We start from the raw sequence: 25,685 nt of genomic DNA on the forward strand, positions 1-25,685 counted from the left end.
ATATAAACGTGCCGCTTTTTACATAAGCGCACCTCTTTCATACCAGTTGAAAGGTAATAGTTTCAACCATCGCCTGATTGTAACGAATTGAAACTATCAGTTTGGCAAAAGTGCCAAACCAGCCCTATACTACACAAGGGCATTTTAAACATAATACATACAGGGCCTGGCCCTGATTAAAATAATCCGGATCGCCTTCATGCAAAATTATCGCTGATAACCGCTGAGGGTATCTGAAATAAATTAGTAGAAAGTGGATATTCAAAGTATCAAAAACAGGTTCAACATTATCGGCAACTCGCCGGCATTGAGCTTTGCCTTGCAGGTTGCTGCACAGGTAAGCAATACCGACCTGACTGTGCTGATAACCGGAGAAAGCGGTGTAGGTAAAGAAGCATTTTCAGTGATCATTCATGCCTTATCGGCCCGTAAACACAACCCGTTCATTGCTGTAAACTGTGGCGCCATTCCCGAAGGCACCATCGATTCGGAACTGTTCGGCCACGAAAAAGGCTCCTTCACCGGCGCTGTTGATGCACGTAAAGGGTATTTTGAAACAGTGAACGGAGGTACCATTTTTCTTGATGAAATTGGTGAAATGCCGTTGGGTACGCAGGCCCGCCTGCTGCGGGTGCTGGAAACTGGTGAGTTCATTCGGGTTGGTTCTTCCAAAGTGCAAAAAACCGATGTGCGGGTAATTGCCGCCACCAATAAAGACCTGCTCACCTTTACCCAGAATGGCAAATTCAGAGAGGACCTTTATTACCGGTTAAGCACGGTGCCCATCAGGGTGCCTTCCCTGCGCGACCGGCCTGAAGATATTCCCCTCCTTTTCAGACGATTCAGTGTTGACTTTGCAGAACGGTATAAGACAACGCCGGTGCAGCTGGATGATGAGGCCAAAGATGTGTTAATTAATTACCCCTGGCCCGGTAATGTGCGTGAATTAAAGAATATTGCAGAACAAATTTCCGTGCTGGCCTCCGATAAACTGGTATCATCCAATGAGTTAAAACGGTTCCTCCCCAACCGGGACATGAACCGGCTCCCTGTGCTGGCCCATGCAACTGGTAACCCCGTAGCCAATGGGCACGAGTTTGCCAACGAACGCGAAATTTTGTACAAGCTCTTTTTCGATATGAAGAAGGACGTGACCGAGTTGAAGAAGATGTTTGTAGATATTCTGCAAAACCCGGGTACCAGCGTGCAAAACCAATCGGTATTAAACGAGTTGAAGTCAAAGGAACTGTTACCTGCGGCCTATGTGCAACCAGTAGTACAGGGCCCGGCCCAACCGGTAATGATCCATCATGACAACGACGATATTCATCATCATGAAGAAATAGATGAATCGTTGAACATTATGGACAAAGAAAAAGAACTGATAGAAAAAGCCCTTAAAAAACATAAAGGCAAACGGAAAGATGCGGCCCTTGACCTGGGTATTAGTGAAAGGACCCTTTACCGTAAACTAAAAGAATATGACATTAAAGAATGATAACGCCAAAAGGCAATGGGCAATAGGCAATGGGCAAAAATCCATTGTAAAATTGCTTATTGCCTGTTGCCTATTGCCTATTGCCCTTTTATTTGCAGGCTGTTACAGCTTTAAGGATATAGGCTCCATTCCCCCTGAAGTAAAAACCTTCAAGGTAAATTACATTGAGAACAGGGCCCGGTATGTAAATCCGCAGTTAAGTCCGCAATTAACTGATAAATTACGCCAGAAGATCGTTAGCCAAACCAGGTTAAACGGTGTACCAGCCGATGATGTGGCCCATTACGAAATCAATGGTACGGTAACCGGGTATAATGTTACTACATCTGGTATTTCTGGCGGTACCGGCGGAACCTCAAATACGCAGCAGGCATCTATACAACGCCTTACAGTAACTGTGCACGTAGTTTTTAAAAACACGCTGGACGCCACAAAGAATTTTGAAGCCGATGTTTCCCGTAACTTCGACTATGGGGCCAGCCTGTCGTTAACGCAGGCCGAAGCCCAATTAAATGAGACCATCATTAAAAACATGGTGGATGAAATTTTCAATCGTATTTTTTCAAACTGGTAAGCTGGTTACATGCAATATCACATTCAAACACTGGTCAAACACCTTTTCGACAAAGACTCTTTTGAACAGGTGACTGAGCAGGAACTGAAACAGTTCACTGTCGACTATCCCTATGCTGCCGTAGGGCAATTCCTTTATGCCAAAAAGCTGAAGGAAATAGGTTCCTACAATCATAATGAACAGGGCGAGCAAGCTTCCCTTTATTTTCATAATGCATTATGGTTGCGTTGGCAATTGGACCAGAAGGAAGAAATGCCTGCCCTTCCGGTACACGCCGAAGAAGCAGCTCAGCAACCAGGGTTCAGAATTGTGGTACAAATGCCAAAAACAGGGGAACTACCAGAAATACCAGTGGAACAAGCACCTGTATTCCCAGCTGCCGCTGATGTGCCTGCAGAACCAGCCCTTGCCAGTGCAGGACCTACTTTAGATAAAGAGGAGAAAACCCTGCAGGTGAATGAGAACGGCTCCCTGATTGAAAAGGAAGCTGCTATTACCCAGGGTGCGCCTGAAGAAACTGCTTCCGCCGTAGCTATTGCAGAAAACAGCCAACTGGCGGAAGAGATCGTAACCACCTCAGAAATTGCCCCCAACGCGGTAAGTATTACTGAAGAAGTTATGATGCCCCCTACTACTGTTTCCCAGGAGATTGATAAAGAAGCGGATGAGATTGTGCCTGCAGTAGAGGTCACCAATGCAGAGTTAGAAACCGAGACAAAAGAAGATGATATTGTACCGGCCGTTGATGTTACAAAAATAGAAATGGAAGTTACGGCCGTGGCAGATGACATTGTTCCGGCAATTGAAGTAGCACCAGAAGAGCTGGCCGCTATAGCACCAGTGGCAGCCATTACCACTGCCCCGCCTGAAATTGCCATTGAAGAACAATTAGTTGAAGAGAATAATGAAATAATTCCTGCAGCTGAACCTGTAGCCATTACGGCGCAGGCCCCTACCCAACCAGCTGGCTTTACCACTGCCACTTCGGAAGGGAAAATGTCGGTTGACCCCGATGAACCGGTCTTTGAATCGTACCATACCATCGACTATTTTGCGTCTCAGGGCATAAAACTATTGCAGGAAGAACTGAAAGATAAGCTTGGTAAACAATTAAAAAGCTTTACCGAATGGTTGCGGAGCATGAAACGGGTTGGCCCTATTGAGTCCAACACTTCGTTGGACGATATAGCCAACCAAAGTATCCAACGCATTGCCGAGCATTCCAATGAAGAAAAAGAGGTGTTGACCGAGGCCATGGCCGAGGTATGGGCCAAACAGGGAAATCCTGACAAGGCAATACGGGTTTATGAGAAATTAAGTTTGCTTAATCCCGCCAAAAGCCCTTATTTTGCGAGTCGAATTGAACAATTAAAAGCACAGTGACATGACCATTTTGTTTCTGGTACTCATAATTATAGCTAGTGTGGCAATCGGATTGTTTATCCTGATCCAAAACCCTAAAGGCGGTGGCCTGGCTGGCAGCATTGCCGGTTTCAATACCCAATTTATGGGCGTAAAACAAACAACCGATGTACTGGAAAAAGGCACCTGGGTTATGGCGATTGCAATTGCCCTGTTGTGTTTGTTCTCGGCATTTTTTATCCCCGAGGGTAAAGTAAGCAGCCGTGAACCAGTAAATGCCCGTCCGTCATCAGGAGTTCCTGCTCCTAATAGCGGCTCACCTTTACAAAATACACCCGCTCCGGCGAAATAATATATTGTAAAAAATAGCTGAACCCTGTCATTTAATGGGCAGGGTTTTTTTATTTTCTATAGGCAATAGGCAATAGTAAGCAGCCGTTTTTGTGAGCGGTGAATGGTGAGTATGCTCGCTATTAGTCGGAAAGCCTGAATTTTCGGGTGCCCACTGACCATTCACCATTGACCACTGAGTGGTGAGCAAGCTCGCTATTAGCTGGAAAGCCTGAAATTTCGGGTTCCCACTGACCATTCACCACTGACCACTGACTATTAGCATAGTTCTTGCACACCCAGAATGGATAAAGAACAATAGCAATGGATGATAAAAAAATAATCTATATCCCATGTTCAGAAAACTGGTAACAAGCGTTCTGATTGTTGTAGTACTGGCAGGCGCTTTTGCCGGCTGGCAATTTTTCACAGCCAATACCGCATTTCCCCAAAAATCGAAATACCTCTATATACATACGGGCCATGTAACCTGGCCTGAAGTGTTGCAATCATTTCGCGACAGCAACCTGGTAAAAAGCCCCAGTATGCTTGATCTGTTAGCCAACCGGCTTGATGTACCGGAAAAGCTGAAAGCAGGCCGCTATGAAATAAAGAACGGCATGAGCCTGATGGACATTACCCGTCTTCTCCGCAATGGCACCCAGGCCCCCGTAAAACTCATTATTACCAAGCTACGCACCAAAGAAAACCTGGCAGGTTTCCTGGGCCGTAAAATGGAAATAGACTCCATGGATGTTGTCAATTATTACACGAACGTTGACACCATGCAACAGTATGGGTTCGATACCAATACGGTCATTGCCATGATCTATCCCAATACCTACACCTATTTTTGGAACGCGCCCCTGCATACCATCTTCGATAAGTTTTATACCGAATATAAAAATGTATGGACCGAAGAACGCCGCCGGCAGGCACGTAACCAGGGCCTTACCCCTGTTCAGGCATATACGCTGGCCTCTATTGTAGAAGAAGAGTCAACCATAAAAACCGATAAGGATACAATTGCCAGTATTTACCTGAACCGGTTTAAGAAAGGGATGCGTTTGCAGGCCGATCCTACCATTAAGTTTGCCATGAAAGATTTTACCCTGAGACGTATTCATACTAAATACCTCAGCGTTGAATCGCCTTACAATACTTATATGAATGCGGGTTTGCCACCCGGGCCTATTTGCACCCCATCACTGGCAACACTCGATGCAGTTTTACATTCGCCACAAACGAATTATCTTTATTTTGTAGCCAAAAGTGATTTCTCAGGACGTCACGTATTTACAGAGACCTTTGATCAGCACGTAAAAGTGGCTAATGAGTTTCGTACAGCATTAACTATAGAACAACAGAAAAGAGCAGCAAAAGACAGTACAGTAAAGCCAAAATGAACGTGGAACGCATCATATTAAACTCACCCCCTATTCGCTTTTTTGCTGAAAAAAGTAAAAAGGTAATATTACCCGGATTTGACGGAGTACCGCTGTTCGATGTAATAAAATTTTTTAAAGAACAGATCCGCCGGGTGGGTTTAACAGAAAGGGCATCGGCCGTTTCCTACAACTTTATCATGTCCATTCCGCCCTCCTGCCTGTTCTTATTTACGCTGATACCACAACTGCCTTTTATTCGCAAGGGTCAAATAAAACGGCAACTGCATTCTATTATCCGTGATATTATACCGGCAGATACCTATAACAAAGGCATCATCACTTTTGTAGACAGCTTCTTTAAAGAGGACCATATAGCGCTGTTATCATTCGGTTTCCTGTTGTTGATCTTTTTTGCATCCAATGGGATGATGGGTCTGATGCGTTCTTTCAACAAGAACTATATTGGGTTTGAAAAACGCACGGGATTGAATACCCGCATGGTGGCCATCAAGCTCACCGTGATCATTATGGGGCTCATATTGGCGTGCCTGCTGCTATTGATTGCGCAAAATGCAGTCTTGAAACTGATAGGTATTAAAAGCACTTTTGTACTTCAGGTTATTAGTATAGCAAGGTGGCTGTTTATAGTTGCCCTGATATTTTATGCCATTGCATTTATTTATAAATATGCCCCGGCCATACAAAAACGCTGGAAGCTTTTATCACCAGGGGCCATACTGGCCACCTTTTTAAGCATTCTCACCACCCTGGGTTTTTCCATTTTTGTAAACAACTTCGGCAAATACAATGCCCTGTATGGGTCAATCGGTACCATCATAGTATTGATGATCATCATTTATATAAATTCGCTCGTATTGCTCATTGGGTATGAATTAAATGTAAGTATCCACTCTATTAAGGCCATGGCCGATGAACGGCAAAAACAGCAACAAAATATAAATGAGGACCTCATTTTTCGCGATCGCGTATAACAATAGTTAATGGATCACATTATAATTATTCTCCATTTTAAGAAAATTTTAAAGTTGTACAGCAGATTTAACTAGGTAAAACCAGCATTTTTTAGTAAACTTTGCATAGCTGTTTGTCATAGAATCTGCTACAATGAAAGCTCCGCAATAAAATTTTCATGACTAGCTACAGTACCATGAAAATCTTATTAGGCAATTCCCCCGCCCTGTTATAACACCATAAATAAATGTCAATGAAAAAAACTATTTACGGCTTATTGCTGTTGCCTGCAATGGTTTTGTTTGCATTTACTATGAAAGACCCATTGCCATTGGGTTCAGGCATTCCGAAATCAGTCAATAAGTTAAAAGACATTTCCGGTAAAGAGGTGACATTAAAAAACGCCATGAAGGAGAACGGCTTGCTGGTAATGTTTAGTTGTAACACCTGCCCTGTGGTTATCAATAATCAGGCCCGTACCAAGGAAATCTGTATATATGCGACTAGCAAAAACATTGGTGTGGTTTTGTTGAATTCTAATGAAGCTAACCGAAAAAGTTCTGAATCATTGACCGCCATGCAGGAATATGCGAAAGGGCAGGATTACAGCTGGTATTATGCCGAAGATAAGAACAATGAGCTGGCCGATGCATTTGGAGCCTCCCGTACACCAGAATGTTTTCTTTTCGATAAAGAAGGAAAACTAGTATATCATGGCGCTATTGACGACAGTCCATCAGATGCCGCCAGTATAAACCGCCATCACTTAAAAGAAGCGATGATTGAGGTGCTGTCCGGGAAGGAAGTATCGGTAAAACAATCGAGATCGGTTGGTTGTAGTATTAAGAGAATCTCTTAACACCAATAAGTCCCGTTTTTAAAATCTGTACAATCCCCTGTCCCGGCCGAGCCGGGATGGGGGATTCACATTTTGGTCAGTGGTGAGTTGTGAAACGGCAATCGTGAATCGCCGACAAGTCGGGGCTGGCTGGCAATCGGTTCTTGAAATTGGTGCCTCACTTAATCGTGAAACGGGAAACGAGAAATTAAATCAGGGCATCTCACTACGTTCGATGTAAAAGCATCTTCGCTGTGCTCAGGTATGTTTTCACGATTATTGAAACTAATAACGGCGTTGCGCCGCCTGAAATCCTCTACCTTCTGCCTCGCCCGCCGAAGCTTTAGCTAGGAGGGTCGTCTGCCCTTCAGTCAATGTTGTACATTTTACATAAACATCTCTCTTGTTGACATTACTCCCCACAACAACCTATATACTTCATTATATTGCCATTACACAAGTGAACCCGGACAAGGCATAAAAAATGCTGCATATACCTTAACCTCTACTCCCGCTACTTATAAAAAACACAAAAAAAAGTACAGATGAAAAAATCAATTGTTTATTCATTTACAGTATGCGCTATGGTCTCTCTATTTGCCTGTCAGGGTCCGTCATCTAATAACGGTACCAAAACCGATTCAACGGGCATTAATGAGGCGCCACCTAATAACTCAGATGTTAATCGTGATGTGAACAATATGCCGGATTCATCAAAAATGGCGCAGACTACCGTTGATGATAAAACCCACACTTTTATGAATGATGCAGCCGTTGGTGGCATGACCGAAGTTGCAGTGAGTAAACTGGCAAATGACCGCGCCTTTAATCCACGGGTAAAGCATTTCGCAGAAATGATGGTACACGATCACGGCGCTACCAATGATGAATTGAAATCAATTGCCCGTGGTAAGAACGTAAACCTGCCCGCTGAATTGGGTGGCAAAAATGAAGATCATGTAAAAGACCTTAGCAGCAAGCAAGGTGCTGACTTCGATAAAGCTTACATGAAAATGATGGTAAGCGACCATAAAGATGTGATAGATGCATTTGAGAAAGTAGCAAAGGATGGAACAGATCCTGATATAAAAACATTTGCATCGCAAAAACTCCCAACACTTAGAATGCACCTCGATTCAGCACAAGCAATCTATAAAATGTTGAAATAGTTATCCGGAATTGAGTGCTGGAGAAAAAATGAAGTAGGAAGTAAGAAGTACGATGTATGAAAATACCGACTCTTCTCACCTCCTACTTCTTCTCTTATCTCTTACCTCCTATTTCTTACTTCTTACCTCTTACTTCCTACCTCTTACTTCCTACCTCTTACCTCCTACTTCTTCAACCCAACCAATCTGCCTACTTCCAAATCAATTTGTCTGTCTGTCATGGGGCGGCCAAAGAATTTTCTATAACCGGTTTTGGGATCTACATACAAGGTAGAAGGCAGGGTGCCATCCCACTTGGGATCGATCTTCGGACAAAAATAATCGGCATTGGTTTCGTTCAGCCAGAAGAATGTAGCTTCGAAATGTTTTTTCTTAATGAGATCGATGATCTTATTAGGATAACTGCTGGCAAAATCACAGCTTACCAGTAACAGTTCCACTTTTTGTTCACCGTATTTCTTTATTGCTTCCATGAAGTAAGGTATTTCCTCAATACAGGGCGCACACCAGGTAGCCCAGCAATTCAACACAATAGGGTGATCGCTGTTTTTGATATACTCCTCCACTTCGGTGACCTTTACTTTTTTAATCGTTTGGGAGAATGCAAATGAAGCAATCGACAATAAACAGACTGTAATTAGTACGTGTTTCATTTGTGATATTTTGGATCAAATACAAGTTTGTTATTGAGTTAGTAAGTTCATAGTTTAAAACCCAAGAACTAAAGAACTAACAAACTCAGGAACTTGCTTCTTCTTCTTCAAATCCCCACTTCTCTAACAACTCATTCATTTGAGGTACCGGCATACGGCTACTATCATAATGGCCCGCCAGTTTCTTTTGCCGTTGCGCTTCATACAGGGTAACAGCACAGGCTACAGAAATATTCAGCGATTTTATAATGCCCACCTGCGGAATAATAAAATTGCCATCGGCCATGGCCCTTATTTCATCACTTACGCCCGAATGCTCGTTACCAAACACCAGCGCAATTCGGCCTGTAAAATCAATATCATACAAATTAATAGCATCACTGCTCAGGTGGGTCGTTAAGATCCGGTCATATTTTTGACGTAAAGCCGAAAAGCAGGCCTCTGCATCGGTAAACTGGTAAACAGACAGCCATTTGGCGGCACTGCTGCTGCTTTTTGCGCCCCATTTCTTATGGCGGGGAATTTTGGTATTCAACACGTATATTTCCTGTACCCCTACCGCATCACAGGTACGCATTACAGCTGAAATATTATGCGGATCGAACACATTTTCCAATACTACCGTTAAATCACTTTGCCGCTTATTTAATACCGCCAGCAGGCGGTCATGTCTTTCAGGCGTCATATTTTTTATTTTGTTACACGTTTCAAGTTTCAGGGTATCAGGGTTTTAATAACGGCTTGCCGGCTGTTTCCAGGGTATCAGGATAACAATATTTGTCCTGATACCTGCAACCAGCAACCTGAATTCTATGGCTGGCTTTTTACCTGGGTCTGTCGCCTTGTTTCTTGCTTCTTTTTCCACTACCTTCACTACCCGATTGAATGTAAACCAATTACCTATGCTCAGAAAAATCCTGAAGATCACCGGAATATCCCTAGGCGTTTTGCTGGTGATCCTGTTTGTGGCCCCGTTTATCTTTAAAGGCAAGATCATTGCCATTGCTAAAGAACAGATCAATAAGAACATCAATGCTCAGGTTGATTTTAAAGACCTCAGCCTCTCCTTTTTCCGTCATTTTCCCAGAGTTTCTGTAGCGCTTGAGGAACTACAGGTAGTAGGTACTGATGTATTTGCTAAAGATACCCTCATCAGCGCCAAAGAAATTGACGTTGCCGTTAATCTTTTCAGCGTAATCGGCGGCAAGAATATGAAAATTTATTCGGTTAATATCGATGAACCGCGTATTCATGCCCTTGTTACCAAAGAAGGCAAGGCCAACTGGGACATAGCCAAACCCGATACGGCCACTGCCGCAACCACTACCGATACGGCATCTTCCCCCTTTCAAATGAACCTGCAGCATTATGCCATCAGGAACGCGTACATCAAGTACGACGACGCCCAATCTGGTATGAGCACTGAGCTGGTAAATTTGACACATGAAGGAAGCGGTGATTTTACCTCAGACCTGTTCACGTTGAAAACCAATACCAATGCCGATGCAGTAACCTTTGTATATGGCGGTATTCCCTACCTCAACAATACCAAAACGGGTATTGACCTGGATATTGTGGTAGATACTAAAAACAGCAAATACTCCTGGAAAACAGAAGAGATAGCCCTGAACGGTCTAAAACTCGCAACAGACGGTTTTTTCCAGTTGGTGAATGATAGCACCTACAATATGGATATCAACTTTAAGGCGCCCTCAACCGACTTTAAAAGCATTCTGTCGTTGATCCCTGCGGTATATGCCCAGGACTTCGAAAAAATAAAAACAAGCGGTAAAGCGCTGTTCAACGGTTTTATAAAAGGCACTTATGGCGGTACGCAAATACCTGCTTACAACATCAATCTTGAGATCCAGGACGGGTTCTTCCAGTATCCTGATCTGCCCAAACCGGTGCAGCACATCAACCTGGTGTTAAAAGTGAACAATCCTGATGGGGTAACCGATAATGCAGTAGTTGATATTCCCAAGGGCCATATTGAATTCGGGACCGATCCTTTCGACTTTCATGTACTGTTTCAAAAACCATTGACCACGCAGTATATTGATGCAGGCGCTAAAGGCAAGCTCGATCTGGCCACCATTACCCAGTTTGTAAAGTTGCCTGGCACCAAACTCGCCGGAAATCTGGATGCTGATGTACAGGCAAAAGGCAGTCTGGCCGTTGTACAAAAACAACAACCCGGGGATTTTACGGCCAAAGGATATATCGACATCAGCAAACTGTTTTATTCATCAACAGATTTTCCGCAGCCCATTCAGAATACCAGTGCGAGAATAAATTTTGAAAGTCCTGATGCATTGGCCGATCATGCAGTGATCACCATTCCTACAGCACACATTGAAATAGGAAAAGACGTGGTTGACCTGAGCCTGTTGTTGAAAACACTGGCCTCCAATCCTTATTTTGATGGAACCGCCAAAGGCTCGTTCAACCTGGCTAATGTAGCCCAGTTCTATAAATTTGAACCAGGCACTTCACTGGCAGGTAACCTGAACGCCAATGTATCGGTAAAGGGCAATAAATCAGCTATCGATAAAAGCCAGTACGATGCCATACAAACTGCCGGTACCGTACAGGTTACTAACGTAAGCTATAAATCGAAAGATTATCCCGATGGCGTTAACCTGAAAAATACCCAGCTCACCTTCAACCCTAAAAATGTTACGGTGAACGATGTGACCGGTAATTTCCAGGGAACCAATTTCAATGCCAATGGCCACTTCGATAACCTGATCGGTTATGCGTTGAAAGATGAAACATTAGCCGGGGTGTTGAATGTGTCGGCTGATAAAGTAGACCTCAACAAATTAATGGGTACAACTCCCGCTACCGCTCCGGCCACTGCAGCCAAAGACACCGCAGCTACGACTGCTACACCTGCAGCCGGTGAACCGTTTGCAGTTCCCAAAAACCTGAACCTTACGCTTAATGCCAAGGCAGGTGATGTCAAATACGACAAGGTAGATTACAAGAATATTGCTGGCACACTTGCGGTGAAAGACGAGACCGTTAGTATGAAGGATGTAAAAATGGAAGCCCTTGACGGCACCATTGCATTGGGTGGCTCCTACTCTACCAAGGAAAGTAAAAAGAAACCCGCTATTTCGCTTACCTATGACATTCAGAGCCTGGATATTCAGAAAACTTTCCTGGCCTACAATACCGTTCAAAAGCTGATGCCCATTGGTCAGTTCATTTCAGGTAAGTTAACATCGAAGCTTACCCTGAATGGCAAGCTGGGTGAAACCATGATGCCCGATCTGAGCTCGCTTACGGGTAACGGATCATTGTTGTTGCTGGAAGGGGTGCTTAACAAATTTGCGCCCTTAGATAAACTGGCCAGTGCGCTTGATATCAGCAGCCTGAAAGCAATATCCCTGAAAGATGTAAAAAGTTATTTTGATATAGCCGATGGAAAAGTGTTTGTAAAGCCTTTCAATGTAAAGGTGCAGGACATGGATATGGAAATTGGTGGCAAACATGGCCTCGATCAATCGATCGATTATGTGATCAACATGAAAGTACCACGTGAAAAGCTGGGCAGCAAAGCCAATGCCCTGGTGAATAACCTGGTAACACAAGCCAACACCAAAGGTATTCCCGTTAAAGTGAGTGATATGGTGAACTTCAAGGTAAACCTGGGTGGTAGTATTACCAGCCCAACGGTAAAGACCGACCTGGCTGGTTCAGGTAATTCCCTGGCCGATGATATGAAGGACCAGGCAAAAGAATTGGTACAGGCGCAAAAAGCGGCAGCAAAAGACACCTTACAATCTGTAAAGAACCAGGCCGTGCAGGCAGGTAAAGACTACCTGACCAAGCAATTACTGGGTCAAAAAGACAGTACGGGTACAAAAGACAGCGCTACAAAAACCACCAAGCAAAAGGCGGAAGAATCGGTTAAAGGCCTGATGAAAGGGCTGTTTAAGAAAAAAAATTAGTATATAAACGTAAAAAATACGTTACGGGTCCCGTTCTGGTTAAACCAGGACGGGACTTTTTCATTAGTGACAGGGCACTCCGACGCGTCGGAGCGCCATTTTAGGGGGTACAAGCGGACGCTTACGCCATTTCAGGAATTCCTTTTTTTGTAACAGCTTATCCCCAACCGGGTCAAATGCCCGCCAAAAGCGACTTCAGCAAATGCCGCAAAGCGGGAACCGTTTTAAATTCCATCTGGTTTCCCTTATATTTGTTCACCTTATAAAAATCTAGCGATTAAGAATCAAAACTATGGACAAACTGTTCTACTTAGTGCCCGCAATGGGCGTTGTCGGCTTGCTGTATACTTTCATCAAATTCAAGTGGGTTTCTAACCAGGATGCGGGCTCCGACCGCATGAAAGAGATCAGCACATACATAGCACAAGGTGCAATGGCCTTTCTACGTGCCGAATGGAAAATTCTCGCCTATTTCGTTGCTATCGTTGCCGTTTTGTTGGGTATAATGGCCAGCGCCAATCCAGACTCGCATTGGGCAATTGCTATCGCATTCATTATTGGCGCCATCTTCAGTGCAACAGCCGGATACATTGGTATGCGGGTGGCTACCAAAGCCAACGTGCGTACTGCCAATGCAGCCCGTACCAGTTTAAGCAAAGCCCTGGCCGTATCTTTTACCGGTGGCTCTGTTATGGGTTTGGGCGTGGCAGGCTTGGCGGTGTTAGGCTTAAGCAGTTTGTTTATCATTCTTAAAATGTGGTTTGCACCGGAAGCTTCGGTGAACTCTGTAGAAATGATGCGGACAATTGAAGTACTGACTGGTTTTTCATTAGGCGCTGAATCAATTGCCCTGTTTGCCCGCGTAGGCGGTGGTATTTATACCAAGGCTGCCGACGTAGGTGCTGACCTGGTAGGTAAAGTGGAAGCTGGTATTCCTGAGGATGATCCACGCAACCCCGCAACCATTGCCGATAACGTGGGTGATAACGTAGGCGATGTAGCCGGTATGGGCGCTGACCTGTTCGGTTCTTATGTAGCCACTGTTTTAGCTACCATGGTGTTGGGCCGCGAAGCGGTTGTTGCTGATACATTCGGGGGCATGTCGCTGATATTATTGCCCATGCTGATTGCCGGCGCAGGTATCCTGTTTTCAATAATAGGGACCTTCTTTGTACGCATCAGCGAATCGGCCGGTGTGAATACCAGCACGGTACAAAGAGCGTTGAACATGGGTAACTGGGGTTCCATCATCCTTACTGCCATTGCCTCTATAGGACTGGTGTTCTGGATACTGCCGGAAGGTGATTTTCACCTGGTACGGGATACGCAGAACGGCACCCTGATAGAAGGGGCCAAGATCTTTACCCGCGAAGGCATTCTGGGTGCTATTGTGGTAGGTTTGGTAGTGGGTACATTAATGAGTATCATCACTGAATATTATACAGCTATGGGTAAACGTCCGGTGCTGAGCATCGTACGTCAATCGGGTACCGGCCACGCAACAAACGTAATTGGTGGTTTGGCGGTAGGTATGGAAAGTACCTTGTTGCCCATTCTTGTACTGGCCGGTGGTATCTGGGGTTCTTACCAATGCGCCGGTTTATATGGTGTAGGTATTGCCGCTGCCGGTATGATGGCCACCACAGCCATGCAGTTAGCGATCGACGCCTTTGGCCCTATTGCCGATAATGCTGGTGGTATTGCTGAAATGAGCGAATTGCCAAAAGAGGTGCGCGAAAAAACCGATGTACTGGATGCTGTAGGTAACACTACCGCCGCTACCGGTAAAGGGTTTGCGATCGCCTCTGCAGCATTGACCGCACTGGCCCTGTTTGCAGCATTTGTAGGTGTAGCTAAAATTCCAGGTATCAATATCTATAAAGCCGATGTACTGGCAGCGCTGTTTGTAGGCGGTATGATCCCCTTCATTTTCTCTTCACTGGCCATACGGGCAGTAGGAGAAGCAGCCATGGCCATGGTGGAAGAAGTGCGTCGCCAATTCCGTACCATTCCAGGTATTATGGAAGGTAAAGGCAAACCTGAATACGACAAATGTGTAGCCATCTCTACTGATGCCTCTATCAAAAAAATGATGTTGCCGGGTGCAATAGCCATTGTTGCCCCACTGATCATTGGTTTCCTGATGGGACCCGAAGCATTAGGTGGTTTTCTGGCTGGCGCTACCGTTAGTGGCGTATTAATGGGTATGTTCCAGAACAACGCCGGTGGCGCCTGGGATAACGCCAAGAAGTCTTTTGAAAAGGGTGTAGAGATCAATGGTCAGATCTATTATAAGAAAAGTGAACCCCATAAGGCTTCAGTAACGGGTGATACAGTAGGTGATCCGTTTAAAGATACATCTGGTCCATCAATGAATATCCTTATCAAATTGATGTCAATTGTGTCGCTGGTAATAGCGCCTACCCTGGCCCAGCTTCATGGTAACGGTGATACGCATACTGTACATACAGAAAAGAAAACCGTAATACCTGAACATACCCGTGATCTAACAAATACTTATACAGTAGAAAAAAAGCTTAATTAAGAATTACAAAAAAATTCTTACAATATTCAATCAACGACATTATCTTTGGAGTAACAACTTAAGGCACTATATCATACCAAATACCAACGTCCCCATGTTTCTACATCGGGGACCCTTTTTTTTATAGGGCCTACCCTACTAGTTTACACTTATAAAACAGCTTACTTCCGTTCTTTTATTACCACAATAACCCCTCGTTAAAGCAAAATGCTACATACTAACCCTTAAGCTGGATTTCATTTTCGCATTTTCACATTTTCACATTTGCACACTTGCACATTTGCACATCACTTAACTAACGCAAACCAGGGAGGTTGCACAAACGAGCCTGTAGATTTTACACGGAGGTTGCTACTCATAGTAAGAGTTACATTATTTACACCATATATTGTATGGGGGAACCAGGTAACGCGGGCTTCAATGGTACCGAAGATCAGGTTTTCGTTGCGGGTTCTTACTCCGCCTCCTAACGAGGGAAAAAAACCACCCTGCCAAATACCGAGCCGTTGAGGTGTCATAAGGGTAGCCCTGGCAAAGGCCAGAAAGGCGAGTTTGAAACCCAGGATGCTCCACCTCGTATACAAAACAGTTTCTGTACCAAGTGAAAGACGCTGTCTGGCCCCTATACTATCAGTACTGAAGTTATCCAACCCATACTCGTTGTTGATATGCAGTGGTTCATATACATGTTGGTTGTAAATACCCACATAACTGATATTGGTATACTGCCTGATCTTGAACTTGGTAAAATCCCTTAAACGGCTGTACCATGTAAAATTCAGCAAGGTGCTGTTATCCTGAAATTCCTTTTTATAAAAATTAGTACCCAACGCCAGGGTATAGTTCCAGTAATTTCCATGCTTATCAACCAGCCAGTGATCAAACTCCCACCCTGCATACATACGCCGCAGGCTATCAGTCTGTACGGGGCCAATGGTCACCTTACGCGTCATACCTACCGGAAGGTCTTCTGTTCTACCAAACCCATAAATGTAATTGGTTTTGTAAAAGTTGATCTTATACCAGGTCAACTGCCCCAGCACATATCGCTTATTGGTATAACGGGGATCGAAGGAATCCAGTTTGGGAAACTGGTCGAAATGCTGATCGAAATAACGCATAGATACAAACCGGCGGCTGCGATCATCTTTTCCTATTCTCTTTTGTTTATGCACACCAATATTGTAACCCAGCCACACATCGCCTAACTGGTATTTATATTCGTTGAACAACGTGACGGGTTTTTCAAATACATTAGTGCTCTGGTTCCAGCTCAATTGCAAACCGCCTGCAAAGCGGGCATTGGGCGTATACAATGGCCTGTCGAGTTTCAGGTAGTACGCTCTTTCATTTTCAGTACCCAGCGAAGCGCCCTGGTCAATGGCAGTATAGGCAACCTCTGCATTTATAAATGAACCGGCTACGCTGGTTTTACGATATCTTATTTCAGAACCCAATGGCGGGTGACGGTTATGATCGTATAACTGCGTATACTGTAAGCGTTGCGCCAGGCCCAGGAAATTGGCATCATAAATAGAAGCCTTCACATGACTAACTCCCGAAGTTTCTATTTCAGCCCCCCAGCTAAACACATCGCGCAAACGAACATACAGGTCAACCGAATCGGGATATTCTTCAACGGGGCGCACCACTATACGGGCATCTTTTATAAAATTCTGATCACGCAAAAAACGTTCATTATCCGCCAGCCGGTAAGGATCCACCAGTTGCCCTTTCTTTACAAACAACATTTCCCGAATGATCCAATCCTTTGTATTGGATTGTAACCTGTCTGCCACCCGGGTTAGGGTGCTTACGATGCCCCTGGCCGTATCCAGCACATCTTCACTAAATGACAAGTTCACTATATAAATATACCGGATCCCCTTGCCAGCATATGGCTTAAAGCTCTGTTCACTTTTTTGCATAAAGGTAGAATCCTCTCTCACCCCTTCCACCTTCACAAAACTGTGGTAAATATCATGCGTCAGTCTGCCGAGCCCCGTTTTCTTCTTCGTACTATCCTGGGCATGTACACCGATAAATGGTACAATAAAGACAAAAGAACATAGTATGTATCGAAGCGGTTTGGGCATATTTTAGGTTGATTACATAGGGCTTAGGCATGACAATTAACGATTTATACCTTCCCATTGTTTACATACATCAATTATACCATTATACGTATTATAATATAGGCCCGTTGGCCAAAGCTGATGTAGAAAAAAATCTACTTTTGTGTAAACCGGACCGTTAAACAGCTTGCATATGGCGCCTGAAATTCTATACTTTGCAATACCCGGTTTTGTGGTATTGTTACTGCTTGAAGCATGGTATTCCTGGAAGGAACAAAAGGACCTTTATGAGGTCCGGGATACGTTCAGCAGCCTGGCGATGGGAATCGGCAATGTAATATCAGGCTTTTTATCAAAGTTATTGGTCTTCGGTGCATTCACGCTCATATATAAATTCCGGTTGTTTACCCTGCCTTTCACCTGGTGGATGTGGGTGCTCGCCTTTTTTGCCGATGATCTGTCGTATTACTGGTTCCATTATACTTCTCATAATATTCGTTGGTTCTGGGCTTCGCATGTAGTACACCATTCCTCCCAACGGTACAACCTGTCAACTGCACTTCGTCAAACCTGGACTGGCAATCTTACCGGCGGTTTTATTTTCTGGATGTGGATGCCATTTCTTGGCTTTCATCCCATAGTGGTAATGCTGATGCAACAGATCAGTCTTATTTACCAGTTTTGGATACATACCGAGGCAGTGCACCTGCTGCCCCAACCCATAGAATTTATTTTCAATACCCCTTCGCATCACCGTGTGCATCATGGCAGCAATCTCAAATACCTCGATAAAAATCATGGTGGTATCTTAATAATATGGGACCGGTTGTTCGGCACCTTTCAACCCGAAGAAGAACGCCCTACCTACGGACTCACAAAAAATATTGAGACTTACAATCCGGTACGCATTGCTTTTAAGGAATGGGGCGAGCTGTTTGGCAGTGCCTGGCAATCCGGGTCTGTTCGCAACTGGCTGAATTACTTCTGGCGTCCGCCGGGATGGAGTCATGACGGGAGCGCGAAAACGGTTCGGGAAATGAGGGAGGATGAGAAGGTTGATAGAGTTGATGGGGTTGACAAAGGTGTTGCTTAAAATATAAGGTTAGAAGCCTGGGTTTACAAAGTTCCCTGGTTTGTAAGTTTTTTAGTTCTTGGGTTCTTTAGTTATTGCCCTTCGCTTCGCTCAGGGCCATGAAGCCGAAGTGTGTGCAAGTGGACCGTCTTCTGCCTTTCTTTCCATTGCAAACCCCGACCGTCGGGGATTGCCGATTCCTGGTTCCTGATTTCAAGTTCAATACAAAATCCACTATATATATAATATATATAGAAGCATTTAGCGCTGCAATTAAGATTCACTTTTTTAAAGGTGGTTTGCGGGTTTCGGGTCCTGAGCGCCCTGAGCGGAGTCGAAGGGTCGAGGCCGGCGGTTCGAGTTCCGGATTCCCGGTTCCGCGTGTAGCCAGGATGTTCAAGCAGATTGCCTGCCTTTCTCCCCATTGCCGACTGCCAGCCTGCCCCGACTCGTCGGGGATTGCCGATTTCAGGTGACCCGCGGGCAGCATTTCGAATTTAATACAATGGCTACACCATATATATATTATATAGAACCCTTTATGCCTACAATTGGGGTAAACTACGAACTTAATAACCAACCAACTTAATAACTGTCCCCCCTGAACAATCTGTAAATCAAAGAACTGCCGTATACGAATGCTGACGAGGCGAAGCCTGTCGGTATGCCGACAGACTCCGTATCGTCGGTATACAAAGATACCTAATGCTTTTATGCGATAATTCCATCATGTGACGGCCCTCGGAAACTGATGGGACGGTCTTCGGAAAACGGTGGGACGTTTGGTAATTTCTCCTCGGAAACTTCAATTTAGGTGGGACGTTCTGCGGAAAATGGTGTGACGAATGGTCGATATTCAGTGACGGTTTTTATTTCCTTCGCATTGCCTATACTGATCCTTCACTCTTCCTATACTGATCCTTCACTTTGGGTCCTCGGGCGCCGAGAAGACAATATGGTATCAACGTGAAGGAATTGAGGTACCATCAAGGAACTTCGAAATACCCCCAAATCCACTCAACCACCCATACCTCCACCCATCGACATTAACATCCACGAAACCCTTCGTTTAATTTAAATTACATTAACAAAACCTTACGAAATTTGTCGTATTTTTAGACAAACGTTGTTCCAATATGGCTAATACAAAAACTATAAAACCCACTGAGAGCGAGTTAGAGATCCTGCAGATCTTATGGAAAAAGGGAAATGCCAGCGTACGCGAGGTACACGAAGAATTGTTGCCAACTAAAGAAGCCGGCTATACCACTACCCTGAAGCTTATGCAGATCATGCACGAAAAAGGTCTGGTAAAACGGGATGATTCCATAAAGACCCATATTTACCAGGCGGCAGTAAGTAAAGAAAAAACCCAAAAGCATCTTTTAAATAAGATGATCGATACCCTGTTTGGCGGTTCATCGGGAGAATTGGTGATGCAAGCGCTGGGTAATCACAAAGCGTCGGCGGAAGAGCTGGAGGAGATCCAAAAAATTTTAGACAATCTGAAAAAACAATAAAGTAATCCATGAACCTGTTGTACCAATCGGCTTTCCTTAAGGCGTTGGGATGGGCATTACTGAACAGCTTATGGCAAATGGCGTTGTTGTGGCTGGTGTATGTGGGGTTGACCATGAACGGAAAAAAGTTGCTATCCCGTCAAAGACATGCAATTGCTCTGTTATCACTGACCGGCGGCTCGCTTTGGTTTCTTTTAACCCTGGTTATTAATTTGTACAAAGCTGCCAGTGGTCCACAGGTGATCACTTTATATGTCACGGAAACCGACCTCGCCCCTACCAGCGGCACACTGCCCGGCATAATCTCACATTGGTTTGAACCGGCATTGCCCTTTTTATCGTTAGCATACCTGGCTGCTGCAGCGTTCCTTTTTGTTCGATTTTATTTTCAATACCGTCATACTCAGCGTTTGTTTACCACCGGTTTGCAGAAAGCCGATGTAGAATGGCGCCTTTTTTTACGCCAGGCGGTACAAACAATGAGTATAAAAAAGAAAGTGCAGATCTGGTTGTCGGAACTGGTTGATACGCCGGTGACCCTGGGCATTTTCAAACCTGTAATTTTAATACCAGTAGCGGCGGTAAACCACCTTACACTGAAACAGGCCGAGGCCATCATCCTGCACGAACTGAATCATATTCGCCAGAATGATTTCCTGGTGAACCTGTTGATCTCCTGTGTGGATGTGATCCTGTTCTTTAATCCGTTTGCCCGCCAGTTAACAAGCATCATTCGGAAAGAGCGGGAAAACTGCTGCGACGATATGGTTCTGCAGTTTTGCTATGAACCCCATAGCTATGCCAGCGCCTTGTTGAAATTGGAACAAAGCCGCGTACATACAAACGAGCTTGCGGTGGCCGCCACCGGAAAGGATAAAAACTTTTTGCTGAACCGGGTAAAACGCATTTTGGGTAATGAACCCGTAGGCAATCCGTTCAATCAAAAACTGATAGCCTACCTGTTGTCTGCCGGACTGATCGCTTTTATTGGCTGGTACAATCCGGGCAATGTGATCATAAAAAAACTGGCGGTGGTTCAGGAGCCAGTGCCCGTGATTGAAACCGTTCAAAATTTTTCAACCCCGCCGGCCGGGGAACTGGTAAAGGAAACAGTAGCCGCTATGTTAAATGAGGAACCGGTGGCAAAGCCCAAAAAGGCAATCACCTGTCCCGAACAGAAGGACCCTTACCAAAATCTGGAACAGCTCATCGAACTGACCACCGATGCAAAACTGGCCGCCCTCTCAAAACAAATAGATGCATTACCCCAACAAATGGCAAGTTTTGTAAATGAGGTGGAAGCTGCTGATTATACCCTGACCGAAACAACCCAGACTCCGCAGGTACAACTCCTGCTTCCCGCCCAGCAGGTTTTCCCATACGTTCCCGGAACCAGTTTTTATTTCCAGGAAATAGAAGATACCACCGTACCTAAAAAATACGTGATGACCAAAGCCGACGCAAAAGCAAATGTAGCGCTGGAAAAATCTATGCAGGCTTTGCAACAGGTTGACTGGAAAAAACTGGAAGGTGCTTTAAAAGCGCAGGGCATGAAAATAAACATCGACCAGATCCAACGGGAAATTCAAAAGGCCATGCAACAGGTTGACTGGAAGAAACTGAATGCCGAAACAGAAAACGCCCTGGAAGATGCCAGACTGGAAATTGAAAACATGCAACAGTCTTATGTAATTCAGTTAGGAAATTTTCAACGGGCACAAACCGAAAGAGCTGAAAGATTGAAACTGGCCCAGCAGAAAATTTTAATGGACCGGTTGCAACAACGGGAAGCTTTAAAACAACTGGAAGAGGACAAAAGAAAACTGGAAGCCGACAAGAAAAAAGAGTTCACCAAACAGCCGGTAAAAAGAAAACGAATCGTTCAGATCTAAGATACTCCCCCGATTTGATCGGGGGATTTTTTTGCCCTTCCTATCATATTAAGATTTTACGTACTAACTAAGACCGAAGAGAAGTTGCAAAAATGCAACTATTTATAATTATATTTTGCAAAAAACAGGAAGTCCGGAGAAGACATCCTGCAAGGCCGATCCAACAAATCGGCCCCTTACAAGGCAGGATATACAGAATGGATCATGTGCATTGGATAAAGTTGGTTGGGAGGCAACTGGCTGGAAAATCACCTACCAGTTTCCAGTCGGACCGGATTAAAGACAACAAAATCACGCGCTAAAGCTACGAACGGAAAATTACTATACAAGCCGGAAGGAAGAATACTTATCCATACCTTATGAAAAGTAACGCCAGTGAAATGGCATTTTTTTAAATATACCAAGACGCGATAATTTTGAAATAAACGCCCCGTCGTCTAAAATGGTACGACTAAATGGCAGAACGAAAACAGCGGCTTAAAAGCGGTTTAAACGCCCGGTGGAAGAATTTTCGAGGGGTGCTGTAAAAAACAAAATCCCGCCTAAGGCGGGATTTGTTGTTCGCAGTTGGTATTGGTTACGCAGACATTACCAAAAAAGGTTGAGGCGTTACCAGCCTCCAGTTTTTTTATTATTGCCTCCCCGGTTCGATTTTCGGGAAAGATATATTAAAGATCCATCCATTCCATCACTGTCAAAAACCACTTGGTTGTCCATCCGTCTCACCTGGATGATTTGAGTTCGAAGTGCAACCATTCACCCAAAATGCTAACCCTACCGCTCCATATCAACAAGTGTGTGACTACGTGATAATTTGCTAGACATTAAAACATCTGAAGTTGCTGCAACAAAATTCTAAAAGAATGAAACAAATTGTAAAAAAATGTTTCCCAATAGTTAATCCCCCAATTAACTAATAATCAAAAAGATCACTAGTCCAGAAATTTCCCAATTCCACAAATGGGAATAATTCATAAAAAAGCAGCCGCTCAGGCTCCAGCTGATAGAATCCGTCCGGCATTTTTCCCTTCACAAAACAAGAGGTCCAAAACAGACAAATTAGGAATAAACCCTATGCGATCTTCGAAAACCTGGTGGTACTTCACCGGATCAGGAAACTCATTTTTGATGGATTTTGGGGTCAGTTTATTTCGCCAATCAACCACCTCCCCCTGCCCATTTTTCCCGGGTACATATTGAGAATAATCCACATAGATAGCCACACCTAACTTTTTAGTTACCCACTCAAAACAGATCCGATTCCAGTCACTCAGCCGGTCAACCGGCTGCCGGTACAGGGCATCCAACTCCGGTTCAAAAAAGCTGAACCAGGGCGACCGGTTGTAACAGGAGGTGATGGTTTTGAAATGTTGCGATTGCCAGGGTTTCTGGTTATCGATCATTACCTCCTTCATCAGCTTTTTCTGCTCCCGACCTTCCACGACCGGAATGCTCAGGTTAATGGGACCGTTCGATCCAACCACTACACAGCGATTTCTAAAACTCATTTTTCGCCAGGGCTCATATATGTCAAAATTTACATTTGAAAAACGAATTGACATTCTGAATAAGGTAACCGGTGGAAAATATTGACTTTCAACTAATAACTTCATAAAATTCTACTTTTTCAAAATTCTGTTTAAGATTGCCTATTTTTTGACGAAAAGGAATCCTTTTTAGTACTCAAAACTTGCAACTTTAATTGTACTTAAAACGCATAATTCAGTTTATAATTAACATTTTACTTTAAATAACACTTACTAAAATTACTGGTAGTCATTTTTTCCCATTTTTTTCCGATTTAGGCGCATCTAAATCTAAACTAATTAGCAAAGGAATTTCTAAAAATACGATCCTTTTTTGGCCGGAAAAATTTATCCGCTACATTGTGTCTTAAAAATCATCGACATGCGAAAACTAGTTTGGTGGATGCTCCTACCCCTCCTGGCGGTAGCCTGTGCCAAGCCGACCGGGTTCAATTACCTGGGGGTGAAAAATTTTAAGGTGGTGAAGTTTGGGTTGAAGGAATCGACGGTGGGGGCAGACGCGGAATTTTATAATCCGAACAAGTACCCGGTGACCATGAAAGGGGGGTCGGTTGATGTGTATGTCAACGATAATTTTTTCGGTAAAACCTCTCTCGACTCCTCCATCCAGGTTCCGAAAAAAGACACCTTTTTATTGCCGGTGGTTTTGAAAGTCGACATGACCAGTACCGCCATGCAGGTGATCCAGACCCTGGCAACGGGTAGTGATAGTGTGAAAATAAAATTGGATGGAAGTGCAAAAATTGGCCGAAGCGGGATATTTATTAATTACCCGATCCGGTACGAAGGCATGCAAAAAATCAGATTTTAGACTTTACTTAAAACCGGAAAATGATAAAAATGGAATTTCCCAAAAAAGGAAATTCCATTTTCATTTAAAACCAGGCGCTCCCATTTCCAACAGTTGGACAATGTGGTTATCTCAAAAAAATGACCGCCCGATTTTTCTGCTCTGCTGAAATATTTTGCTAACCGGCAAAAATTCTGACGGAATTGGCAAAAATCAATGGAAGATGAAAAAACGAAAATCAGCGTTGGGTGATCAAAAATCCGCCCCCAATCCCACCCCATGAATTGACCAGATTTTGGAAAAGTGCAATGGTCGCGAATCGGAAGTCGGCAACCGGCAGTCGGTAACCGGATCGTAAAAATGTTGAAAAATGTAAAATTTTGCCGGCAGTTGCGGATCGTGAAACGAAAAGGATGAAACGTGAAATTGGCCTCGCGCGATTTTTTGTCATCCAAAATGATTTTGAAAAAGGCATCCGACAGACGGAAATCTGTAAAAATGGAGAACCCGGAAGTTGATTTTTCGGGAATTTCACCTTTCGGCTGATCTCTATTACCAACACCCAATTTTGAAAATTTCATCAATTTCTGTCAGATTGTCCGGCGAGGACATTTCGCGACAGGGTGTAAATTTGGACCTAATTTTTCGATTTTTTCCCCTTTCGCATCGGATTAACCGAAGCAAATTTCCCAGGTCAGTGATCGTATTTTTAGATCGTTTTAGCGACCGTTTTTTTCCTCAGCCGCCGGTAAAAAATTAACGATTGGGAAGCCTCGAAATATTTAAATTTGAAAAAAACAGAGGTATGAAGAAATTACTTTTCCTGGTGATTGCCGTTTTAGGAATTTCCACTTTTGCTTCCGCCCAGGCCAAAAAAGGAATTCAAACAGTGACCATTCAGACGCCAACCGTTCAATGCGAAAGTTGCAAAAAACGAATCGAAGATTATTTGAAACGCGAAGATGGCGTTCAAAAAGCAAACGTGGATTTCAAGAAGCATGTTACCAAAGTTACTTATGTAGCCGAGCGTACAAATGTTGAAAATATCAAAGCCGCAATTGCCAACTCCGGATACGATGCCGACGATGTAAAAGCTGATGAAGAGGCGTACAAAAAACTGCCGAAGTGTTGTAAGAAAACTGAAGACGGTGGCGGAGGAATGTAGAAACTTATTTTGATTAAGCACTTTTTAAAAAAGCCCCGACGGTAACCGTCGGGGCTTTTTTTATAAAAGACGGTGAAGTTGATCAGTTGACCAGTTCGCGAGTTGGCAAGTCGGTGAGTTAGCGAGTTCGCGAGTTGGAAAGTTGGGAGTCGGAATGTTCGAGTCGACGAGTTCGCAAATCGGCGAGTCGACGAGTTGGCAAGTTAGCGAGTTCGCGAGTCGGCGATTCGGAAAGTTGGGGAGTCGGAATGTTCGAGTCGACGAGTTCGCGAGTTGACGAGTTCGCGAGTCGACGAGTTCGCGAGTCGACGAGTTCGCGAGTCGACGAGTTCGCGA

General features: G+C 44.2%; 20 protein-coding genes. 15 read left to right on the forward strand and 5 right to left on the reverse strand.

Features of this window, described 5'->3' with window-relative positions:
* The first annotated feature begins 253 nt into the window (after nt 1-253).
* The 8 genes from J7I42_RS35635 to J7I42_RS20455 all read left to right on the forward strand — a co-directional run bounded on the left by J7I42_RS35635 (nt 254) and on the right by J7I42_RS20455 (nt 8,131).
* Nucleotides 254-1,498 (forward strand): sigma-54 interaction domain-containing protein, encoded by a 1,245-nt coding sequence (locus J7I42_RS35635; RefSeq protein ID WP_209140703.1) that lies wholly within the window; start codon nt 254-256, stop codon nt 1,496-1,498.
* The gene (gene lptE, locus J7I42_RS20425; RefSeq protein ID WP_209140704.1) at nt 1,482-2,072 is read left to right on the forward strand and encodes an LPS assembly lipoprotein LptE; all 591 of its coding nucleotides are present in this window, start codon (nt 1,482-1,484) and stop codon (nt 2,070-2,072) included. Before J7I42_RS35635 ends, lptE begins: the two co-directional genes overlap by 17 nt.
* 9 nt (nt 2,073-2,081) lie before the next feature.
* The gene (locus J7I42_RS20430) at nt 2,082-3,455 is read left to right on the forward strand and encodes a hypothetical protein (RefSeq protein ID WP_209140705.1); all 1,374 of its coding nucleotides are present in this window, start codon (nt 2,082-2,084) and stop codon (nt 3,453-3,455) included.
* 1 nt (nt 3,456) lies between these two features.
* Nucleotides 3,457-3,786 carry a preprotein translocase subunit SecG gene (gene secG / locus J7I42_RS20435; RefSeq protein ID WP_209140706.1) on the forward strand — a complete coding sequence of 110 codons (330 nt, stop codon included), beginning with the start codon at nt 3,457-3,459 and terminating at the stop codon, nt 3,784-3,786.
* A gap of 331 nt (nt 3,787-4,117) precedes the next feature.
* On the forward strand, nt 4,118-5,170 hold the full coding sequence (mltG, locus tag J7I42_RS20440; protein ID WP_209140707.1) for an endolytic transglycosylase MltG: 1,053 nt from the start codon (nt 4,118-4,120) through the stop codon (nt 5,168-5,170).
* A gap of 2 nt (nt 5,171-5,172) precedes the next feature.
* Nucleotides 5,173-6,144, forward strand: coding sequence for a YihY/virulence factor BrkB family protein (locus J7I42_RS20445; protein ID WP_209140708.1), 972 nt, complete (start codon nt 5,173-5,175; stop codon nt 6,142-6,144).
* Between the two features lie 233 nt (nt 6,145-6,377).
* A complete protein-coding gene (locus J7I42_RS20450) occupies nt 6,378-6,983 on the forward strand; it encodes a thioredoxin family protein (protein ID WP_209140709.1) in 606 nt (201 codons plus the stop codon).
* 524 nt (nt 6,984-7,507) lie between these two features.
* Complete coding sequence (locus J7I42_RS20455; protein WP_209140710.1) at nt 7,508-8,131, forward strand: DUF4142 domain-containing protein; 624 nt, start codon at nt 7,508-7,510, stop codon at nt 8,129-8,131.
* A 164-nt stretch (nt 8,132-8,295) separates the two neighbouring features.
* On the opposite strand, the gene J7I42_RS20460 is transcribed toward J7I42_RS20455, so the two are convergent.
* Nucleotides 8,296-8,784: a TlpA disulfide reductase family protein gene (locus tag J7I42_RS20460; RefSeq protein ID WP_209140711.1), complete on the reverse strand. Its 489-nt coding sequence runs from the start codon at nt 8,782-8,784 to the stop codon at nt 8,296-8,298.
* A gap of 85 nt (nt 8,785-8,869) precedes the next feature.
* A complete protein-coding gene (locus tag J7I42_RS20465; RefSeq protein ID WP_209140712.1) occupies nt 8,870-9,469 on the reverse strand; it encodes a TrmH family RNA methyltransferase in 600 nt (199 codons plus the stop codon).
* A 217-nt stretch (nt 9,470-9,686) separates the two neighbouring features.
* On the opposite strand from J7I42_RS20465, the gene J7I42_RS20470 reads away from it, so the two are divergent.
* Together J7I42_RS20470 and J7I42_RS20475 are read left to right on the forward strand one after the other, a co-directional pair.
* Complete coding sequence (locus J7I42_RS20470; RefSeq protein ID WP_209140713.1) at nt 9,687-12,743, forward strand: AsmA-like C-terminal region-containing protein; 3,057 nt, start codon at nt 9,687-9,689, stop codon at nt 12,741-12,743.
* A 292-nt stretch (nt 12,744-13,035) separates the two neighbouring features.
* Entirely contained in the window at nt 13,036-15,288 is a 2,253-nt protein-coding gene (locus J7I42_RS20475; RefSeq protein ID WP_209140714.1) for a sodium-translocating pyrophosphatase, read from the forward strand.
* A 287-nt stretch (nt 15,289-15,575) separates the two neighbouring features.
* Here the strand turns inward: J7I42_RS20475 and J7I42_RS20480 are convergent, their stop codons facing one another.
* On the reverse strand, nt 15,576-17,384 hold the full coding sequence (locus J7I42_RS20480; RefSeq protein WP_209140715.1) for a BamA/TamA family outer membrane protein: 1,809 nt from the start codon (nt 17,382-17,384) through the stop codon (nt 15,576-15,578).
* Nucleotides 17,385-17,556: 172 nt separating this feature from the next.
* Here J7I42_RS20480 and J7I42_RS20485 point away from each other — a divergent pair, with 172 nt between their 5' ends.
* From J7I42_RS20485 to J7I42_RS20495, 3 genes are all read left to right on the forward strand, one after another.
* Complete coding sequence (locus J7I42_RS20485) at nt 17,557-18,456, forward strand: sterol desaturase family protein (protein ID WP_209140716.1); 900 nt, start codon at nt 17,557-17,559, stop codon at nt 18,454-18,456.
* Nucleotides 18,457-19,571: 1,115 nt separating this feature from the next.
* Nucleotides 19,572-19,955 (forward strand): BlaI/MecI/CopY family transcriptional regulator, encoded by a 384-nt coding sequence (locus tag J7I42_RS20490; RefSeq protein WP_209140717.1) that lies wholly within the window; start codon nt 19,572-19,574, stop codon nt 19,953-19,955.
* 8 nt (nt 19,956-19,963) lie between these two features.
* Nucleotides 19,964-21,847 carry a M56 family metallopeptidase gene (locus J7I42_RS20495; protein WP_209140718.1) on the forward strand — a complete coding sequence of 628 codons (1,884 nt, stop codon included), beginning with the start codon at nt 19,964-19,966 and terminating at the stop codon, nt 21,845-21,847.
* Between the two features lie 989 nt (nt 21,848-22,836).
* On the opposite strand, the gene J7I42_RS20500 is transcribed toward J7I42_RS20495, so the two are convergent.
* Nucleotides 22,837-23,460 carry a WbqC family protein gene (locus J7I42_RS20500; RefSeq protein WP_209140719.1) on the reverse strand — a complete coding sequence of 208 codons (624 nt, stop codon included), beginning with the start codon at nt 23,458-23,460 and terminating at the stop codon, nt 22,837-22,839.
* Between the two features lie 295 nt (nt 23,461-23,755).
* Between J7I42_RS20500 and J7I42_RS20505 the strand changes: the two genes are divergently transcribed.
* Nucleotides 23,756-24,205 (forward strand): LEA type 2 family protein, encoded by a 450-nt coding sequence (locus J7I42_RS20505; RefSeq protein ID WP_209140720.1) that lies wholly within the window; start codon nt 23,756-23,758, stop codon nt 24,203-24,205.
* Here J7I42_RS20505 and J7I42_RS20510 read toward each other — a convergent pair.
* Nucleotides 24,202-24,765, reverse strand: coding sequence for a hypothetical protein (locus J7I42_RS20510; RefSeq protein WP_209140721.1), 564 nt, complete (start codon nt 24,763-24,765; stop codon nt 24,202-24,204). The genes J7I42_RS20505 and J7I42_RS20510 overlap by 4 nt on opposite strands.
* A gap of 224 nt (nt 24,766-24,989) precedes the next feature.
* Between J7I42_RS20510 and J7I42_RS20515 the strand changes: the two genes are divergently transcribed.
* The gene (locus J7I42_RS20515; RefSeq protein WP_209140722.1) at nt 24,990-25,349 is read left to right on the forward strand and encodes a heavy-metal-associated domain-containing protein; all 360 of its coding nucleotides are present in this window, start codon (nt 24,990-24,992) and stop codon (nt 25,347-25,349) included.
* Nucleotides 25,350-25,685: the final 336 nt, after the last annotated feature.

This window comes from Niastella soli (assembly GCF_017742245.1).
Lineage (GTDB): Bacteria > Bacteroidota > Bacteroidia > Chitinophagales > Chitinophagaceae > Niastella > Niastella soli.

What these genes read in the sequence shown, in the direction of transcription:
- lptE (WP_209140704.1), top strand. Translation starts at nt 1,482, where the DNA reads ATGACATTAAAGAATGATAACGCCAAAAGGCAATGGGCAATAGGCAAT.
- J7I42_RS20430 (WP_209140705.1), top strand. Translation starts at nt 2,082, where the DNA reads ATGCAATATCACATTCAAACACTGGTCAAACACCTTTTCGACAAAGAC.
- secG (WP_209140706.1), top strand. Translation starts at nt 3,457, where the DNA reads ATGACCATTTTGTTTCTGGTACTCATAATTATAGCTAGTGTGGCAATC.
- mltG (WP_209140707.1), top strand. Translation starts at nt 4,118, where the DNA reads ATGTTCAGAAAACTGGTAACAAGCGTTCTGATTGTTGTAGTACTGGCA.
- J7I42_RS20450 (WP_209140709.1), top strand. Translation starts at nt 6,378, where the DNA reads ATGAAAAAAACTATTTACGGCTTATTGCTGTTGCCTGCAATGGTTTTG.
- J7I42_RS20455 (WP_209140710.1), top strand. Translation starts at nt 7,508, where the DNA reads ATGAAAAAATCAATTGTTTATTCATTTACAGTATGCGCTATGGTCTCT.
- J7I42_RS20460 (WP_209140711.1), bottom strand. Translation starts at nt 8,784, where the DNA reads ATGAAACACGTACTAATTACAGTCTGTTTATTGTCGATTGCTTCATTT.
- J7I42_RS20465 (WP_209140712.1), bottom strand. Translation starts at nt 9,469, where the DNA reads ATGACGCCTGAAAGACATGACCGCCTGCTGGCGGTATTAAATAAGCGG.
- J7I42_RS20470 (WP_209140713.1), top strand. Translation starts at nt 9,687, where the DNA reads ATGCTCAGAAAAATCCTGAAGATCACCGGAATATCCCTAGGCGTTTTG.
- J7I42_RS20475 (WP_209140714.1), top strand. Translation starts at nt 13,036, where the DNA reads ATGGACAAACTGTTCTACTTAGTGCCCGCAATGGGCGTTGTCGGCTTG.
- J7I42_RS20480 (WP_209140715.1), bottom strand. Translation starts at nt 17,384, where the DNA reads ATGCCCAAACCGCTTCGATACATACTATGTTCTTTTGTCTTTATTGTA.
- J7I42_RS20485 (WP_209140716.1), top strand. Translation starts at nt 17,557, where the DNA reads ATGGCGCCTGAAATTCTATACTTTGCAATACCCGGTTTTGTGGTATTG.
- J7I42_RS20490 (WP_209140717.1), top strand. Translation starts at nt 19,572, where the DNA reads ATGGCTAATACAAAAACTATAAAACCCACTGAGAGCGAGTTAGAGATC.
- J7I42_RS20495 (WP_209140718.1), top strand. Translation starts at nt 19,964, where the DNA reads ATGAACCTGTTGTACCAATCGGCTTTCCTTAAGGCGTTGGGATGGGCA.
- J7I42_RS20500 (WP_209140719.1), bottom strand. Translation starts at nt 23,460, where the DNA reads ATGAAGTTATTAGTTGAAAGTCAATATTTTCCACCGGTTACCTTATTC.
- J7I42_RS20505 (WP_209140720.1), top strand. Translation starts at nt 23,756, where the DNA reads ATGCGAAAACTAGTTTGGTGGATGCTCCTACCCCTCCTGGCGGTAGCC.
- J7I42_RS20510 (WP_209140721.1), bottom strand. Translation starts at nt 24,765, where the DNA reads ATGAAATTTTCAAAATTGGGTGTTGGTAATAGAGATCAGCCGAAAGGT.
- J7I42_RS20515 (WP_209140722.1), top strand. Translation starts at nt 24,990, where the DNA reads ATGAAGAAATTACTTTTCCTGGTGATTGCCGTTTTAGGAATTTCCACT.